13 protein-coding genes, 2 tRNA genes and 1 pseudogene are annotated in these 13,977 nt (G+C 66.9%); 11 read left to right on the forward strand and 5 right to left on the reverse strand.

Going from position 1 to position 13,977, the window contains the following annotated elements; translation table 11 throughout:
• Positions 1–20: 20 nt before the first annotated feature.
• The gene (locus ACYVKL_RS04490; RefSeq protein WP_379171456.1) at positions 21–134 is read right to left on the reverse strand and encodes a hypothetical protein; all 114 of its coding nucleotides are present in this window, start codon (positions 132–134) and stop codon (positions 21–23) included.
• A 43-nt stretch (positions 135–177) separates the two neighbouring features.
• Between ACYVKL_RS04490 and ACYVKL_RS04495 the strand changes: the two are divergent.
• Positions 178–264 (forward strand): annotated as a pseudogene (locus ACYVKL_RS04495) (site-specific integrase); the annotation flags it as partial.
• A gap of 59 nt (positions 265–323) precedes the next feature.
• Here ACYVKL_RS04495 and ACYVKL_RS04500 read toward each other — a convergent pair.
• Positions 324–410 (reverse strand) — tRNA-Leu (locus tag ACYVKL_RS04500).
• A gap of 224 nt (positions 411–634) precedes the next feature.
• Here ACYVKL_RS04500 and ACYVKL_RS04505 point away from each other — a divergent pair.
• The 6 genes from ACYVKL_RS04505 (at position 635) to ACYVKL_RS04530 (ending at position 6,751) form a co-directional block, all read left to right on the forward strand.
• Complete coding sequence (locus tag ACYVKL_RS04505; RefSeq protein WP_213560578.1) at positions 635–1,258, forward strand: ANTAR domain-containing response regulator; 624 nt, start codon at positions 635–637, stop codon at positions 1,256–1,258.
• Between the two features lie 229 nt (positions 1,259–1,487).
• Positions 1,488–2,720 carry a branched-chain amino acid ABC transporter substrate-binding protein gene (locus tag ACYVKL_RS04510; RefSeq protein WP_379170880.1) on the forward strand — a complete coding sequence of 411 codons (1,233 nt, stop codon included), beginning with the start codon at positions 1,488–1,490 and terminating at the stop codon, positions 2,718–2,720.
• 74 nt (positions 2,721–2,794) lie between these two features.
• Positions 2,795–3,835 (forward strand): branched-chain amino acid ABC transporter permease, encoded by a 1,041-nt coding sequence (locus tag ACYVKL_RS04515; protein WP_213560579.1) that lies wholly within the window; start codon positions 2,795–2,797, stop codon positions 3,833–3,835.
• Positions 3,832–5,049 (forward strand): branched-chain amino acid ABC transporter permease, encoded by a 1,218-nt coding sequence (locus ACYVKL_RS04520; protein WP_379170876.1) that lies wholly within the window; start codon positions 3,832–3,834, stop codon positions 5,047–5,049. The genes ACYVKL_RS04515 and ACYVKL_RS04520 overlap by 4 nt, the downstream gene beginning before the upstream one ends.
• Positions 5,046–6,008, forward strand: coding sequence for an ABC transporter ATP-binding protein (locus ACYVKL_RS04525; RefSeq protein WP_379170874.1), 963 nt, complete (start codon positions 5,046–5,048; stop codon positions 6,006–6,008). The genes ACYVKL_RS04520 and ACYVKL_RS04525 overlap by 4 nt, the downstream gene beginning before the upstream one ends.
• Before the next feature lie 47 nt (positions 6,009–6,055).
• On the forward strand, positions 6,056–6,751 hold the full coding sequence (locus ACYVKL_RS04530; RefSeq protein WP_379171454.1) for an ABC transporter ATP-binding protein: 696 nt from the start codon (positions 6,056–6,058) through the stop codon (positions 6,749–6,751).
• Positions 6,752–6,812: 61 nt separating this feature from the next.
• Here the strand turns inward: ACYVKL_RS04530 and ACYVKL_RS04535 are convergent.
• A tRNA-Trp gene (locus ACYVKL_RS04535) sits at positions 6,813–6,885 on the reverse strand.
• 121 nt (positions 6,886–7,006) lie between these two features.
• Here ACYVKL_RS04535 and polA point away from each other — a divergent pair.
• Both polA and ACYVKL_RS04545 read left to right on the forward strand, forming a co-directional pair.
• Positions 7,007–9,742 carry a DNA polymerase I gene (polA, locus tag ACYVKL_RS04540; RefSeq protein WP_379170872.1) on the forward strand — a complete coding sequence of 912 codons (2,736 nt, stop codon included), beginning with the start codon at positions 7,007–7,009 and terminating at the stop codon, positions 9,740–9,742.
• Between the two features lie 539 nt (positions 9,743–10,281).
• Positions 10,282–10,713: a 2-isopropylmalate synthase gene (locus ACYVKL_RS04545; RefSeq protein WP_379170869.1), complete on the forward strand. Its 432-nt coding sequence runs from the start codon at positions 10,282–10,284 to the stop codon at positions 10,711–10,713.
• Between the two features lie 70 nt (positions 10,714–10,783).
• Here ACYVKL_RS04545 and trxA read toward each other — a convergent pair whose 3' ends face one another.
• Both trxA and ACYVKL_RS04555 read right to left on the reverse strand, forming a co-directional pair.
• The gene (gene trxA / locus ACYVKL_RS04550; RefSeq protein ID WP_357202567.1) at positions 10,784–11,152 is read right to left on the reverse strand and encodes a thioredoxin; all 369 of its coding nucleotides are present in this window, start codon (positions 11,150–11,152) and stop codon (positions 10,784–10,786) included.
• 62 nt (positions 11,153–11,214) lie between these two features.
• Positions 11,215–11,736 carry a 2'-5' RNA ligase family protein gene (locus ACYVKL_RS04555; RefSeq protein ID WP_357202569.1) on the reverse strand — a complete coding sequence of 174 codons (522 nt, stop codon included), beginning with the start codon at positions 11,734–11,736 and terminating at the stop codon, positions 11,215–11,217.
• A gap of 93 nt (positions 11,737–11,829) precedes the next feature.
• Between ACYVKL_RS04555 and ACYVKL_RS04560 the strand changes: the two genes are divergently transcribed.
• Together ACYVKL_RS04560 and ACYVKL_RS04565 are read left to right on the forward strand one after the other, a co-directional pair.
• Complete coding sequence (locus tag ACYVKL_RS04560) at positions 11,830–12,915, forward strand: isocitrate/isopropylmalate dehydrogenase family protein (RefSeq protein WP_379170867.1); 1,086 nt, start codon at positions 11,830–11,832, stop codon at positions 12,913–12,915.
• 152 nt (positions 12,916–13,067) lie between these two features.
• Positions 13,068–13,973, forward strand: a complete 906-nt coding sequence (locus tag ACYVKL_RS04565; RefSeq protein ID WP_379170865.1) for an ABC transporter substrate-binding protein — start codon at positions 13,068–13,070, stop codon at positions 13,971–13,973.
• Positions 13,974–13,977: the final 4 nt, after the last annotated feature.

The raw sequence follows: 13,977 nt of genomic DNA on the forward strand, positions 1-13,977 counted from the left end.
CTAGTCCTCGCCACCTTCCCCTATCCAGGCTTCCTCATCTCCGCCGACTCCGAAGAAGGGGCGCGTTCGGGACCGGATGCGGTAGATCGGATCTGGCTGATGCGCCCCTTGGTGATGCCGAGTCGATCGGCAATCTCCGTGTAGCTCTGGCCGTTTCGGTGGGATTCCTCGAGAGGAGTGGTCCCGCATGGCCTTCGGCATACCGATGCCTCATCGGCCATCAGCGCTGGGGCGAATATCGAAGTCGTGCAACGGATGCTGGGGCTGCCGCGGACCGCATAGAAAAGGGCGGTTCCGGTGATCACCGGAACCGCCCTCTACCCTGGTGCCGAGTGTGGGAATCGAACCCACACGCCCTTCCGGGCAACGGTTTTTGAGACCGTCGCGTCTGCCAATTCCGCCAACTCGGCGCACCGCGAGGGAAATGATAGCGGGTCGTGGTGCGAACGAGCTAATCGAGGGGGTCGGGGGACGACACCGTTGTGATACTGGTCAGTTTGCGCTGGGTACGTGGGTTGTAGGGGCGGGTGAACGGTACTCTTTGGGTGACTCGGGTGCGTGCTGGTCCTGTGAGGGTGGCGCAAGACGAGGTGGCATCGGGTATCGGTATTTCGGAAGCGACAGGGGTTCATCTATGGGAACGACAGCAGGGGGCGGTTCGAAGAAGGACGCTGCGGCGTCCGCCCCCAAGCGGGTGGTGGTTGCCGAGGACGAGGCGCTCATCCGGATGGACCTGGTGGAGATGCTCTCCGAGGAGGGCTATCACGTGGTGGGTGAGGCGGGTGACGGTCAGCAGGCCGTCGACCTCGCCGAGGAGCTGCGGCCTGATCTGGTGATCATGGACGTGAAGATGCCGCGCCGGGACGGCATCGACGCGGCCGCCGAGATCGCGTCGAAACGCGTTGCGCCGGTGGTCATCCTGACCGCCTTCAGCCAGCGTGACCTGGTCGAGCGGGCACGCGACGCGGGGGCGATGGCGTACCTGGTGAAGCCGTTCACCAAGTCGGATCTGGTGCCGGCCATCGAATTGGCCGCATCGCGATTCCATGAGATCGCCGCGCTCGAGAGCGAGGTCGCGAATCTGACCGACCGGCTCGAGACCCGCAAGCTGGTCGAGCGTGCCAAGGGTGTGCTCATGCAGACCCAGGGGCTCTCGGAGCCGCAGGCGTTCAAGTGGATTCAGCGCACCGCGATGGATCGTCGCACCACTATGAAGGCGGTCGCGGAAGTCGTGCTGGAGAACCTCGCGCCGAAGTAAGGCGCATTTGCCGGGTTGTCGCCCTGTTGTTGCCACTAATGCACTGGAGAAATTAACAGTGCGGTAACAGCGGGGCGTTCCGCGTTAGTTGCGATGTCACATGGATGATTCGAATGTGATGCGGAGCTAACCTGGCCGGACTATGTTTCTGTGCGGGCCGATCGATGGGGCGGCCTTCCTCGGTCACCCCGGGGGCGCACAGAACATGAGGTGAATCGTGCTTGGTTCAATGACGCGCACGTCGACCATGCGGCACAGTCGCACGGTCCGGATGCTTGTCGTCGGGGCCGCGGCCGTGCTCGCACTGGGCAGTGCCGGCTGCAGCAGCAAGTCCGACGACAGTTCCGGGGGTGGGGGCTCGGCGCTGTCGATCCAGCCGCTGGTGCAGATCGGCCCGGACGGCAAGGAAGTGCCCAAGACCGAGGCGACCGCCGCGGCCGATCCGGCCGGTGACGGCAAGGCCACCTGCGCCCCGCAGGTGATCGGCATGGTGGGCCCGCTGACCGGCGGCAACGCCGCGCTCGGGATCAATGTCCTGGACGGCGTGAAGCTGGCGCTGGACAAGCACAACAAGGCCAACCCGAACTGTCAGGTGTCGGTCAAGCAGTTCGACACCGAGGGCAAGCCGCAGAACGCGACGGCCGTCGTCCCGACCGTCGTCAGCGACGCGTCGATCGTGGGCCTGGTCGGTCCGACCTTCTCCGGTGAGACCAAGGCGACCGGTCAGATCATCAGCGAGGCGGGCCTGCCGGCTCTGACCGCCTCGGCCACCAACGCCACACTGTCGAAGAACGGCTGGAAGACCTTCTTCCGCGGCCTCAACAATGACGACGATCAGGGCGCCGCGGTCGGCAAGTACCTGGTCAACACGAAGAACTTCAAGAAGGTCTGCGTCGTCGCCGACAACACCGATTACGGTACGGGCCTGGCCAAGTCGGTCTCCGAGGCGCTCGGCGCGGCCAACGACACCAGCTGCGCGATCGGCGTGAAGGAAGGCGACAAGGACTTCTCCGCCGCGGTGTCGAAGCTGTCGGCCGCCAAGCCGGACGCCATCTTCTACTCCGGCTACTACGCCGAGTCCGCCCCGTTCGTGCAGCAGCTGCGCACCGCGGGCGTGACCACGCCGTTCGTGTCCGCCGACGGTTCCAACGACCCGGAGTTCGTGCGCCAGGCCGGAACCGCGTCCAAGGACGCCCTGCTGTCGTGCCCCTGTGGCCCGGCGCCGGACAAGTTCGCCAGCGACTACAAGGCGCTCAACGGCCAGGCGCCCGGCGTCTACTCGGTCGAGGCCTACGACCTGACCACCATCCTGCTCAAGGGCATCGACGCCGGGAAGGTCACGCGTCCCGACCTGCTCGAGTACGTGCGCACCTACAAGGGCACGGGCCTGTCGAAGCCGTTCGAGTTCGGTCCCACCGGCGAGCTCTCGGCCGCGCGTATCTGGATCTATCAGGTCAAGTAGTTCACGGATTCGACTCAGCGTGTGCGCGCCGACAGTGTGCGCACACGCTGAGTCCTCCCTGGCGAAAGTAGCGAATGAGTTCTTCCGCAACCGTCGGCGCGGACCTGCTGGCCAAGTCGATCGACTTCAACGGATCCGGGGTGGTCCACAGCTTCTGGGAGCTGACCGTCAACGGCCTGACCTATGGCGCGATCTACGCGCTGGTCGCCGTCGGGTACACCCTCGTATACGGCGTGCTGCGCCTGATCAATTTCGCCCATTCGGAAATATTCATGCTGGGCATGTTCGGCACCTATGTGGGCCTGGAATTACTGGGTTTCACCGGCCGGGCCGACGCGTATCACCAAGGCGTGGTGCTGACGGTCTGTTATCTCGGTGTCGCCATGCTGATCGGTATGGCCGTCTCCGGCGTCGCCGCGGTGGGGTTGGAAAGGGTGGCATACCGGCCGTTGCGTAAACGCGGCGCGAAGCCGCTCGCATTTCTGATCACCGCGATCGGAATGTCATTCGTGATCCAGGAATTCGTGCACTACGCGCTGCCGAAACTGACCGGCAACAAACTGGGTGGCACGAATGCGCAGACCAATATCCGGTTGGTCGAGCCGACCACCCAGTTCACCATCGGCGGCGCGCGGATCGACAATGTGTCCATCGTGATCGTCGTCGCGGCGGTGCTGCTGGCGGTGGGCACCGAAATGTTCATCAACAGAAGCAAATTCGGCCGCAGCATTCGCGCGGTCGCCCAGGACCCGGACACCGCGACGCTCATGGGCGTATCGCGCGAGCGGGTCATCATGCTCACCTTCCTGATCGGCGGCCTGCTGGCCGGCGCCGCCGCCCTGCTGTACACGCTGCTGCGGCCGGCCGGGACGATCGTGTTCAACGGCGGATTCCTGCTCGGCATCAAGGCGTTCAGCGCCGCGGTGCTCGGCGGTATCGGCAATCTGCGTGGTGCGCTGCTGGGCGGTCTGCTGCTCGGCGTGATCGAGCAGTACGGGCAGATGTTCTTCGGCAATCAATGGAAGGACGTCGTCGCCTACGCCCTGCTGGTGCTGGTGCTGATGTTCCGCCCGACCGGCATTCTCGGCGAGTCGCTGGGGAGGGCCCGCGCATGAGTCACACCACGCAACCCGCACCGACCCGGCCGATGCGCGGCGTCGGTGACGCCATCCGCTCCTGGTGGGACGGACTGGCCCGGCCCGCGCAGTGGGGGATCGGAGTGCCCGCGATCATCCTGATCGCGCTGCTGCCCCTGTTCCCGCCGCCGCTGATCGACACCCCCGCGGTGAACTTCGGCGTCGTCATGGCTCAGTTCGCCATGTACGCGCTGATCGCCATCGGCCTCAATGTGGTTGTCGGCCAGGCGGGTCTGCTCGACCTGGGGTATGTCGGCTTCTTCGCGGTCGGCGCGTACACCGTCGGCTTGATGACGAGCCCGAACAGCCCCTGGAACCAGGCCGACGGCTGGCTGAACACGCCGTGGTCGTGGTTCATCTGCGTGCCGTTCGCGATCGCCGCGACGGCGCTGTCCGGGCTCGTCCTGGGCACCCCGACGCTGCGGCTGCGCGGCGACTACCTCGCCATCGTCACCCTCGGATTCGGTGAGATCGTGCGGCTGATGGCCGACAATCTGGGCGACATCACCAACGGCAGCCTCGGTCTGTCGCGGATCGCGCACCCGAATGTCGGTGAATCGCAACAACATCCGGAGGGCTATTTCTCCTCCGGCAACCTGGGCGACAAGCACTCGATGAATCTGCTCGACCGGGCCGGCAGCGGCACCTGGTGGTTCTGGCTGGGCCTGGTGTTCGTGATCCTGGTGCTGCTGTTCGTCGGCAACCTGGAGCGCAGCCGGGTCGGCCGGGCCTGGGTGGCGATCCGCGAGGACGAGGACGTCGCCGAGATGATGGGCGTGCCGACCTTCAAGTTCAAGCTGTGGGCCTTCACCATCGGTGCGGCCATCGGCGGGCTGTCCGGCACGCTCTACGCGGGTCAGGTGTCGTACGTGAGCCCCGGCGAATTCGACATCATCAAGTCGATGCTGTTCCTGTGCGCGGTGGTGATCGGCGGCTCGGGCAACAAGCTGGGCGTGATCGTGGGCGCGTTCCTGATCGCGTATCTGCCGTGGCGGTTCCAGTCGGTGCAGATCGGCGACCAATCCCTGGGCGACTACAAGTATTTGATGTTCGGACTCGCGCTGGTGGTGATGATGATCTTCAGGCCGCAGGGCTTGTTCCCGGTCCGGCAGAAACTGCTGGCCTACGGCAGGCAGATCGCGCGAGCGGTTCGTCGTCCCGTGGCCGGCGCGACGGCGGGAGCCGACCAGTGACCGGGCCGGGCGACGCAATGTTCGACAACGAGGACCTCTCGGCCGGATACTCCCCGCCGCCCGCCGAACCGAGCGCGGGCATGCTGGACGTGACCGAGGTGCTGCCGGTCTACAAGGACCCCGGGGCGGTCGCGGAAGCCGTTGCCCCGCAACGTGACATCGACACCGCCGTCGGCGCGCCACTGCTGCGTACCGAGGGGCTGACCGTCAAGTTCGGCGGTCTCACCGCGCTCGAGGACGTCACCTTCGACATCCTGCGCGGCGAGATCCTCGGCCTCATCGGGCCCAACGGCGCGGGCAAGACCACCTGCTTCAACGCCATCACCGGGGTGTACAAGCCGTCGGCGGGCACCGTGTACTTCGACGGCAAGCCGCTGACCAAGTCCAAGCGCAACGAGATCACGCGCCTGGGCATCGCCCGCACCTTCCAGAACATTCGCCTGTTCAACGAGATGACGGCGCTGGAGAACGTGGTCGTCGGCACCGACGCGCGGCACAAGACCTCGATTCCGGGCGCGGTGTTCCGTACCCCCCGGCATCGGCGCGAGGAGCGCGACGCGGTCGAAAGAGGCATGGCGCTGCTGGAATTCGTCGGTATCGGCGCCAAGGCGGTGGAGAAGGCACGCAATCTCTCCTACGGTGACCAGCGCCGCCTGGAGATCGCCCGCGCGCTCGCCACCGAACCGAAACTGCTGTGCCTGGACGAGCCCGCGGCCGGTTTCAACCCGAGCGAGAAGTCCGCGCTCATGGACCTGATCCGCAAGATCCGCGACGACGGTTTCACCGTGCTGCTGATCGAGCACGACATGCGTCTGGTCATGGGTGTCACCGATCGTGTGGTGGTGCTCGAGTTCGGCCGCAAGATCGCCGACGGCCTGCCCGCCGCGATTCGTGAGGATCCCAAGGTGATCGCCGCCTATCTCGGCGTGCCCGACGAGGAAGGCGGTGACGGTCAGTGACCTCCCCGACCCCCGCCACCGCCGACGCCCTGCTCCGGGTCGAGGACATGGTGGTCAATTACGGCCGGATCCAAGCCCTGCACGGCATTTCGCTGTCGGTGGCCCAGGGTGAGCTGGTGACCCTGCTGGGCGCGAACGGCGCGGGCAAGACCACCACCATGCGTGCCCTGTCGGGCCTGCTGCCGCTGACTCGGGGCCGCGTCTTCTTCGAGGGCCGCGACATCACCCGCATGAAGGCGCACGAACGCGTCGGCAAGGGACTGATCCAGGCTCCCGAGGGCCGCGGCGTGTTCCCGGGCATGACGGTCCAGGAAAACCTCGATATGGGTTGCTACGGACGCCCTTTCAAGACGAAGGCCGAATACAACCAGACCCTCGAATGGGTCTTCGGCCTGTTCCCGCGCGTGGAGGAACGCCGCAAACAGGTCGGCGGCACCCTCTCCGGCGGCGAACAGCAGATGGTCGCGATCGCCCGCTCCCTGATGGCCCGCCCCACGCTGCTGCTGCTCGACGAGCCGTCGATGGGCTTGGCCCCCATGGTGATCCAGCAGATCTTCCGGATCATCGCCGACATCAACGCCCAGGGCACCACGGTCCTGCTGGTCGAACAGAACGCCCAGCAGGCCCTGACCCGCAGCGACCGCGCCTACATCCTGGAAACGGGCGAGGTGACCAAGACCGGCGAAGGCCGAGCCCTGCTCGACGACCCCGCCGTCAAGTCCGCCTACCTCGGCGTCGGCTGACCCCACCCCCCGAAAAGCATTCGGGCCGGTCACCTTCCGGTGACCGGCCCGAACCTTCAAGCAGGGGCGACAGGAATCGAACCTGCAACCTGCCGCTTTGGAGACGGCTGCTCTGCCAATTGAGCTACACCCCTTGGCGGAGGAAACGGTACCAGGTCCCCCGGCTCGGGTGAAATCGGTTTCGCTGACCTGGGGCGACCGGCCGAGTATGCCCGCTGCCCACGGATGTCGGGGGTGATACCTAGACTCTCTCGGGTGACCCCTGCCTCTACTGATCAGCGTCCTGCTGTCGCGCCTACGTCCGTGTCCGGGGAACAGCCGACCCTGCTGTTGCTGGATGGGCATTCGCTGGCCTATCGCGCGTTCTACGCGCTGCCGGCGGAGAACTTCAAGACGCAGAGCGGGCAGACCACCAATGCCGTGTACGGGTTCACGGCGATGCTGATCAATCTGCTGCGGGACGAGAAGCCTTCGCATGTGGCGGCGGCGTTCGACGTGAGCCGCAAGACCTTCCGGACCGAGGCGTTCCCGGAGTACAAGGCGAATCGGGCGACCACGCCCGACGAGTTCAAGGGGCAGGTGGAGACCACCCAGGAAGTGCTGGGGGCGCTGGGTATTCCGGTGATGGCCATCGAGGGGTACGAGGCGGACGATCTGATCGCCACGCTCACCGTCCAGGCCGTCGACCAGGGCTTCCGGGTCCTCATCGTGACCGGCGACCGGGACTCGCTGCAGCTGGTCAACGACAGCGTCACCGTGCTGTACCCGAAGAAGGGCGTCTCCGAGCTGACCCGGTTCACCCCGGCGGCCGTCGAGGAGAAGTACGGGCTCACCCCGGCGCAGTATCCGGACTTCGCGGCGCTGCGCGGCGACCCGAGCGACAACCTGCCGGGCATTCCGGGCGTGGGGGAGAAGACCGCCACCAAGTGGATCCGTGAGTACGGGGACCTGGCCACCCTGGTCGACCAGGTGGACAAGGTGAAGGGCAAGGTCGGAGACGCGTTGCGCGCCAACCTGTCCAGCGTCGTGCTGAACCGGCAGCTCACCGAGATGGTGAAGACCGTGCCGCTGCCGTACGCCCCCGGCCAGCTGGCCGTGCAGCCGTGGGATCGGGACAAGATCCACCGCCTGTTCGACGAGCTCGAGTTCCGGGTCTTGCGCGACCGGCTCTTCGACACCCTGGCCCCGGTGGAGCCCGAGGCCGAATCCGGTTTCGAGATCAGCGGCAGCGCGCTGTCCGCGGGCACCGTCGCCGCGTGGCTCGCCGAGCACGCCGGAACCGGTGTGCGGCACGGGGTTTCGGTGGTCGGCAACGGCTCGCCGGTGCAGGGTGACACCCAGGCCGTCGCGCTGGCGGCCGCCGACGGTGAGGGCGCCTACATCGACGTCCACACCCTGACCCCCGAGGACGAGAAGGCGCTGGGGGAATGGCTCGCCGACCCGGAGATCCCGAAGGCGTTGCACGAGGCCAAGAACGCCATGCACGCCCTGCGCGGCCGTGGCTGGCAGCTGGGCGGGCTCAGCAGCGACACCGCGCTGGCCGCCTACCTGATCCTGCCGGGACAGCGCACCTTCAACCTGGAAGACCTGTCCCTGCGCTACCTGAGCCGGGAACTGCGTGTGGACAACGGCGGCGAGACCCAGCTGTCGCTGCTCGACGACGAGGACGAAGTCGAAGCCGAGGCCGCCAACGCCCAGATGCTGCGCGCCCGCGCGGTTTTCGACCTCGCCGACGCCTTTGACGCCGAGCTCGAGCGCATCGAGTCGACCGCGCTGCTGCACGACATGGAACTGCCGCTGCTGGGCGTGCTGGCCGACCTGGAGGCCGCCGGCATCGCCGTCGACTCCGATCAGCTCGAGCAGCTACAGCGCGAGTTCGCCGAGCGCGTCGCCGAGGCCGCCGACAACGCGTACGGCGTCATCGGCAAGCAGATCAACCTGGGCTCGCCCAAGCAGCTGCAGGTGGTGCTGTTCGACGAGCTGGACATGCCGAAGACCAAGCGCACCAAGACCGGCTACACCACCGACGCCGACGCGCTCGAGAGCCTCTACGAGAAGACCCAGCACCCCTTCCTGCAGCACCTGCTCGAGCACCGCGACGCCACCCGCCTCAAGGTGACTGTCGACGGCCTGCTCAAGTCGGTCGCCGACGACGGCCGCATCCACACCACCTTCAACCAGACGGTGGCGGCCACCGGCCGGCTGTCCTCGACCGAGCCGAACCTGCAGAACATCCCGATCCGCACCGACATGGGCCGCCGCATCCGCGACACCTTCGTCGTCGGCCCCGGCTTCGAGTCGCTGATGACCGCGGACTACAGCCAGATCGAGATGCGGATCATGGCCCACCTGTCCAAGGACGAGGGCCTGATCGAGGCCTTCAACTCCGGCGAGGACCTGCACAACTTCGTCGCCTCCAAGGCCTTCGACATCCCGATCTCCGAGGTGGATCCGGAGCTGCGCCGCCGTATCAAGGCCATGTCCTACGGCCTGGCCTACGGACTGTCGGCCTACGGGCTGTCGCAGCAGTTGAAGATCAGCGCCGACGAGGCCAAGGTCCAGATGGACATCTACTTCAACCGTTTCGGCGCCATCCGCGACTACCTGCACGACGCCGTCGATCAGGCCCGCAAGGTCGGCTACACCGAGACCCTCTTCGGCCGCCGCCGCTACCTGCCGGATCTGGACTCCAGCAACCGGCAGCGCCGCGAGGCCGCCGAGCGGATGGCGCTCAACGCCCCGATCCAGGGCACGGCCGCCGACATCATCAAGGTCGCCATGATCGATACCCAGAAGGCGATCCGCGCGGCCGGTCTGAAATCCCGCATGCTGCTGCAGATCCACGACGAACTCGTCTTCGAGGTCGCGGCGGGGGAGCGGGAGCAGCTGGAATCGCTTGCGCGCGAGCACATGTCCAATGCCATCGAGCTGTCGGTGCCCCTCGAGGTGTCGGTGGGTGTGGGCCGCAGCTGGGATTCGGCCGCGCACTAGGAAACTCGACACGCGACCGTGAGTCGCGCGACACGCTGACCGCCCGCACCGGGATTCGGTGCGGGCGGTCAGCGTTCGAGGGGCCGGATGTGCGCCCGGGCGCGCGCACCCGCCACCGGCTGTACGGGTTGCCGGAATTGCGTCGACCTGGGGAAGTTCACGTATCGGATGTTTGCCGGGCCCACAGTGTTTGCCGGAGCACGGGCCGGAGGCGGTGTGGCGCCCGTCGCATCGGCGGTGACCTGCGACGAAGTTACTCGTGGGTCGATCACGAATGTGGTTGCCATCGCGCGGACCTCCCCCTATGCTCGACCCCGTGCCGAATCCCGCCAACAGCCGCAGCGCAGCGCTCGATGTCGCAGACCGCGACCGCGCAGCGCTTATTTCGCTCACCGCGAATGTGGCCGGCGATCGGGTACTCGTAGTTCTCCGCCGTAGCGGGGTCTGATTCGGACCGGCCCCTCGCTGCGGCCGATAGAACTTTCTTTTGCTGGTCCCCTCTGTCAATTCTTCGGAAGAAGTCGGGAAGACCTAGTTCAATGACCATCACTCTGGATACCGCCATGTTCTTTGCCGCTGCCCCCGCGAGCCTGCGGGCCGAATGCGCCGCCTTGACCCCCGCCGAGTTCCACGACCGCTACTGCGACCCGATGGGCCCGGTGAAGCTCAGCGACTGGACCCCGATCGGCGACCGCGCCGGGACCGCCACCCTGGAAATCGCCTCTCACCTGCGCACCGTCGTGGCGACGGGCAGCCCGGTGGCCGCGCTCACCTCGGCGCTCTACGACGAGGGCTACCCGGTGGAGATCCTCGCCTTCCACCAGCGCAGCACCCCGGACGGCACCGCCACCTTCGTGCAGTGCGAGTTCAACGGCCGTCGTGGCTGGGGCGCCGCCCTCGCCGACGACGCCGCCGAGTCGACCATCCGTGCCATGATCGCCGGCATCAACCACCTCGGCTCGCACTTCTGAGCCTCCGCTGAAAAGCGAAGCGCCGCAGCTCCTTCGGGAGTTGCGGCGCTGATGCTGCGGCGGTGCGAGCCTACTTGGCCTGCTCCTGCTCGGCGAGCTGCTTGCGGACCTCGTCCATGTCGAGGGCCTTCACCTGGGTGACCAGATCCTCGAGCGCGGCCGGGGGCAGCGCGCCCGGCTGGGCGAAGACGAGCACGCCTTCGCGGAAGGCCATGATGGTCGGGATCGAGCGGATGTTGGCCGCGGCGGCCAGGCCCTGCTGATCCTCGGTGTCGACCTTGGCGTGCACCACGTCGGGGTGCGTCTCGGAGGACTTCTCGAAGGTGGGGGCGAAGCTGCGGCACGGGCCGCACCACGAGGCCCAGAAGTCGACGAGAACCACGTCGTTGCCGGTGACTACCTCGTCGAAGTTCTGTTCGGTCAGGGTCTGGGTGGCCATGGTGTCCTCTCGTGATCGATGTCCCCGGTCCAACGCCGGGCCCTGTGGTTATCTTCCCCGGGCTACGGGGCGGGCCGGTGTCCCGCGGTCACGGACCATTCGACGCGCCGGGCACCATCCCATCGCCGGATGTCCTCCACGGTAACCCGCAGGTCCTTGTCGGTTGCCACCGCGCCCAGCGCGGCGTCGAACTGGCCGGGCCGTAACCGCCGGGCCAGGGTGACGTGCGGCGTCCAGCTGTCGGGGCGCACGTTGCCCGGGATGCCCGGGCAGTCCGAGACCACCCGGAAGAGCCTGTGCTGCAAGGAGATCAGCGGTGCGGACGGCACCACCGCTCGCACCAGCACGGGCGCATGCGTGCCGAAGACGAGCAGTCCGCCGAGACGGACCTGGAACGGCCGGAAGTCCTGCTGCGCCAAGGCTTTGTCCAGTCGCGGCCAGATCTCCTCGGCCACCGCCATGGTGATGTGCGGCCGGTATCCGGGTCCGGGCGTGTGCAGCCCGAGTTCGCTCAGCGCCGCCCACTGCCGCCGCACCTCGGCCTCGGACGTCGCGTCCAGCACCAGCTCCACCGATTGCACCATCGTCTGTCGAATTTACCCGCCCAGGTCTCGAAACAGGCGTGGCCGTGTGTGCCGGGGCGCGGCCGTGGCGGGGGTTGCGCGAGGATGGCAGCCATGAGCGAGAGCGACACTCGAACCCGGCTGGGTCTGCTGGAGGGCGACGGCATCGGCCCCGAAATCGTCCGCGCCACCCGGGATGTGGTGGACGAGGCGTTCGCGACCACGGGCCTGCCGCCGGTGGAATGGGTGGTGTTGCCGCTGGGCCACGCGGGGATCGAGCAGTACGGCAGCCCGGTGCCCGAGCAGACCCTCGCCGGTCTGGCCGAACTCGACGCCTGGATCATGGGCCCGCACGACAGCGCCTCCTACGCTCCCGAACATCGGGCCGGGCTGCCGCCGGCGGGCGCGGTCCGCAAACGATTCGGCCTTTACGCCAATATCCGGCCCGCCCGCACCCTCGAGGGGGTGCGCTCGCTCGCCACGGACATGGATCTGCTGATCCTGCGCGAGAACACCGAGGGCCTCTACGCCGACCGCAATATGGCCGCCGGCTCCGGCGAGTTTCAGCCCTCGCGCGATGTCGCGCTGTCGGTCGGCGTGTTCACCCGGGCCGCGATCGAGCGGATCGCGCACCTGGGGTTCGAGATCGCCGGTGAACGCTCCAAGAAGCTGACCGTGGTGCACAAGGCCAATGTGTTGCCCATGACCATGGGCATGTTCCGCGACATCTGTTATGAGGTGGCCGCGCAGTACCCGGAGATCGAGGTGAACGACGAGCACGTGGACGCGGCGGCCGCGCATCTGGTCCGCGCGCCGGGGGACTACGACGTGATCGTCACCGAGAATCTCTTCGGCGACATCCTGTCCGATCTGGCGGGTGAACTGAGTGGTTCGCTGGGCATGGCCGCCTCGGTGAACTGCTCCGATACCCAGATCATGGCGCAGGCCGTGCACGGGGCGGCCCCGACGCTGGCCGGGCGCAATCGGGCGAACCCGGTGGCGCTGTTCAACTCCGCCGCGGCGATGCTGCACTGGATGAGCCGCACCCATCACTACAGCGCGTTGCGCCGGGTCGGAGACCGCATCGAACACGCGGTTGCTGATACGTTGCGAGCTGGTGTTGCAACGTCCGATTTGGGTGGGCTAGCCTCTACCTCCGAATTCACCGAGCAGGTGCGCGCACGGCTGCACCGCTGGTGAGCGCGCACTTCCGGGCCGGGCGTGTTCGGCCACGCGCAGGCGTGTCGCCGATTAATGTTCGGTTACCGGCCGACGCGGACGGTGTCACTCGCTTACATTTCAAACGGCGAGCGACGCACGGATGTCGCGCACCCGAACTGTGGAGGACTGCTGTGTCTGTTCGTAATTCATTTCGCGGGCGTGCCCTGCGGGCCGTCGTCGTCGTCGCCGGTGGCGCCCTCGCGCTGACCGCGTGTACCAGTAATTCCGAGTCCAACGGTCCCGAGGTGGCCAAGGTCGATGTCACCAAGGTCGACACCATCGCCGCCAAGCTGCCCGGCGACATCAAGTCCTCCGGCAAGCTGACCGTCGGCGTCAACGTGCCCTATCAGCCGAACGAGTACCGGGATCCGAGCAGCGGCAAAATCGTCGGCTTCGACGTCGACCTGATGGACGCGGTCGCCAAGGTGCTGGGCCTGTCGGCCGACTACAAGGAAGCCGACTTCGAGAAGATCATCCCCTCCATCGAGGCCGGCACCTACAACCTCGGCATGTCCTCCTTCACCGACAACAAGGAGCGCGAGGCCACCGCCGACTTCGTCGACTACTTCTCCGCGGGCAGCCAGTGGGCCCAGCAGAAGGGCAAGACCGTCGACCCGGACAATGCCTGCGGCAAGCGGGTCGCGGTGCAGCGCACCACCGTTCAGGACACCGACGAGATCCCGGCCAAGTCCAAGGCCTGCGTCGCCGCCGGCAAGCCGGAGATCCAGAAGGTCGCCTACGACGAGCAGTCCGCCGCCGCCAACGCCCTGGTGCAGGGCCAGGTCGACGCCATGTCCGCCGACTCCCCGGTGACCGCCTACGCCATCAAGCAGGCCGGCGACAAGATCGAGCCCGCCGGCAAGATCTTCGATTCCGCGCCCTACGGCTGGCCGGTCAAGAAGGGCTCCGCGCTGGCGCCGGTGCTGCAGGAAGCCGTGCAGTACCTGATGGACAACGGCCAGTACAAGAAGATCGCCGAGAACTGGGGCGTCCAGGAGGGCGCGATCACCAAGTCCGTCATCAACGGAGCCAGCTGACCTC

Source organism: Nocardia tengchongensis, assembly GCF_054781395.1.

What these genes read in the sequence shown, in the direction of transcription:
- ACYVKL_RS04505 (WP_213560578.1), top strand. Translation starts at nt 635, where the DNA reads ATGGGAACGACAGCAGGGGGCGGTTCGAAGAAGGACGCTGCGGCGTCC.
- ACYVKL_RS04510 (WP_379170880.1), top strand. Translation starts at nt 1,488, where the DNA reads ATGACGCGCACGTCGACCATGCGGCACAGTCGCACGGTCCGGATGCTT.
- ACYVKL_RS04515 (WP_213560579.1), top strand. Translation starts at nt 2,795, where the DNA reads ATGAGTTCTTCCGCAACCGTCGGCGCGGACCTGCTGGCCAAGTCGATC.
- ACYVKL_RS04520 (WP_379170876.1), top strand. Translation starts at nt 3,832, where the DNA reads ATGAGTCACACCACGCAACCCGCACCGACCCGGCCGATGCGCGGCGTC.
- ACYVKL_RS04530 (WP_379171454.1), top strand. Translation starts at nt 6,056, where the DNA reads ATGGTGGTCAATTACGGCCGGATCCAAGCCCTGCACGGCATTTCGCTG.
- ACYVKL_RS04545 (WP_379170869.1), top strand. Translation starts at nt 10,282, where the DNA reads ATGACCATCACTCTGGATACCGCCATGTTCTTTGCCGCTGCCCCCGCG.
- trxA (WP_357202567.1), bottom strand. Translation starts at nt 11,152, where the DNA reads ATGGCCACCCAGACCCTGACCGAACAGAACTTCGACGAGGTAGTCACC.
- ACYVKL_RS04555 (WP_357202569.1), bottom strand. Translation starts at nt 11,736, where the DNA reads ATGGTGCAATCGGTGGAGCTGGTGCTGGACGCGACGTCCGAGGCCGAG.
- ACYVKL_RS04560 (WP_379170867.1), top strand. Translation starts at nt 11,830, where the DNA reads ATGAGCGAGAGCGACACTCGAACCCGGCTGGGTCTGCTGGAGGGCGAC.